Origin of the sequence: Aeromonas lacus, from assembly GCF_000764665.1 — a bacterium.
Classification (GTDB): Bacteria; Pseudomonadota; Gammaproteobacteria; order Enterobacterales; family Aeromonadaceae; genus Aeromonas; species Aeromonas lacus.
This window is the reverse complement of sequence record NZ_JRGM01000076.1, coordinates 1-777: the sequence shown is the minus strand read 5'-3', so window position 1 is coordinate 777 and position 777 is coordinate 1. Positions and strand designations below refer to the sequence as shown.

General features: G+C 41.6%; 2 protein-coding genes. Both read right to left on the bottom strand.

Annotation, left to right across the window (positions count from 1 at the left end; translation table 11 throughout):
- Nucleotides 1–339: hypothetical protein (locus LG31_RS20865; protein ID WP_152598341.1), on the bottom strand; the 339-nt coding region annotated here is incomplete at its 3' end.
- Between the two features lies 1 nt (nucleotide 340).
- Nucleotides 341–777: tail fiber domain-containing protein (locus LG31_RS0107690; protein WP_033113903.1), on the bottom strand; the 437-nt coding region annotated here is incomplete at its 5' end.

The following is a 777-nucleotide window of genomic DNA, read 5'->3' as shown; positions in this document are numbered from 1 at the left end:
ACCATAAACCCCAAATGAAATATCAGTAATGGGAACATTGATACCCTTTACGTTTATACTAGCTGGCGATATAGCGCCTTTGCCAAGGCTGCCACTGAACCCTATGTTGTTGAAATTATGATCCCATGCATAGTCATCACTAGCGCCCAGTGTTAGTTTAAATTTATGTACTATGAACTTTAAGTTAGACAAACCGTAAAAATCAGACATTGAAATATCACCAGTTAGCTTATTAGCTGCTTTGCGCAAAGCATCACAGCCTAAGTCCGAAGTAACAGGGATTTTAAACTCAGTACAAATCTGATCCATCGTAATCAAACCCGAAGTTGGAAGGGGCATATTACACCCCCTTCAACATATCAATTTGCGCTTGCAGATCCTTAATGGCCTCAACCAAATAAGAAACCATAGACGCATATTCAATACTCAACATGCCATTTGCATCAGTGTGTACAACTTCTGGAATTACCTCTTGTACCTCCTGTGCAATAAAACCGCATGATGTTTCATCGCGTCCAATAAGGTTATAGTTCACCCCATTCAGCTTTAGTACTTTATCAAGTGCAGAAGACAACGGAGATATATTCTCTTTTAGGCGCAAGTCTGAACTTTGAGTTACGGTATCGGCCCTGAACCTACCATTAACTGTTACGCTACCATTAACAGTGCCACCAATAAGGGGTAGTGCATCTTTTGCACCAGCATCTCCTTTATCGCCCTTGTCACCTTGCAATCCATTCAAACCAGCTGGGCCTTTATCACCCTTTGGCTCTTGTG